The sequence below is a fragment of the Bartonella sp. AA86SXKL genome (assembly GCF_042196885.1).
In genome coordinates, this window is record NZ_JBHIRE010000170.1 from 1 (window position 1) to 961 (window position 961).

Consider the following 961-nt stretch of genomic DNA (forward strand, 5'->3'; position numbering starts at 1 on the left):
GAACTTAACTCATGAAACGTATTGTTTTAACTGCAGCTTTATTTTCTATCTTTTCTTCAGTATTATCTCCGGTAACGGCTAATGCACTGCCGGTAGGGAATAGCTGGGGGACTAAGAGTAATGCGATAGTGGAGCAACTTGTAACAAAAAATAATTTTGGAGACAGAGAGAAAAAGATTCTTCAAAAAATTATTGTCCCCGAGAGAAAAAACCTCTTTACATATGACAATAACAAATTTCAAGTTCAAAATAAGTATCATACACTTCTTATGGCTCTTGGATTAAGAAATGGTTGTAGGGATCTTGATCCGAAGGAATATAGTGGCCAAAAATGGATGTCATGCTCTATTAATTGAAAGTAGTAAATAGAGAAAGACTCTTGATAAAGAGAGTGTATCTTGTTGTACGAGATGCACTTTCTCGCAAAGAGAGAGATGGTCTTGTTTTTAGCAGTTTAGGTCTTGGAAAAAGAGATTTTGGTGCGTTTTCTGGATATGTCAGCTATGATAACAGGCAACATGGTGACCAAAGTGGTCAAGTGAGAGCTTTTCTTTTTGGTGAAAAAGTCAGCAAGGAATTTTTATCTCTTAGATCTTTTGTATAACTCTTAGCGAAGCTTTTAAGATAAATTAAGCTTAAAAAAAAACAATTTCTAGAGTTGTCTATTATGATATGAAGTGGAAAGAGAAAAGATAAAATTTTAAATGTTGAGAACGTTTTTGAATAATATTGATAATTGCACTAAAAACTTCAGAATTCAAATCTTGCATCTCAAGTTCTTTTTTTAATTTTATTGCCTTATCATTCATTGAAACAATCATTCTTTTTATTTGCTTTTTTAAGGACAATTGAGCAGCTTTAGTATCCGCAACCATTTTATAAAAATGACGCAAATATGTATTTTCAGGCCTATATTCTCCTCCTATTTTCATAGCCATTTTCTGAGATAAATCTGAATAAA

At 32.3% G+C, this 961-nt stretch carries 2 protein-coding genes and 1 pseudogene; 2 read left to right on the forward strand and 1 reads right to left on the reverse strand.

Annotated elements, in window-relative coordinates; genetic code table 11:
- The first annotated feature begins 11 nt into the window (after positions 1–11).
- Both ACFIO5_RS10770 and ACFIO5_RS10775 read left to right on the forward strand, forming a co-directional pair.
- Positions 12–356, forward strand: coding sequence for a hypothetical protein (locus tag ACFIO5_RS10770; protein WP_082251268.1), 345 nt, complete (start codon positions 12–14; stop codon positions 354–356).
- Positions 357–379: 23 nt separating this feature from the next.
- A complete protein-coding gene (locus ACFIO5_RS10775) occupies positions 380–604 on the forward strand; it encodes a hypothetical protein (RefSeq protein ID WP_143243623.1) in 225 nt (74 codons plus the stop codon).
- 61 nt (positions 605–665) lie between these two features.
- Here ACFIO5_RS10775 and ACFIO5_RS10780 read toward each other — a convergent pair.
- Positions 666–961, reverse strand: a pseudogene (locus tag ACFIO5_RS10780) (hypothetical protein); the annotation flags it as partial.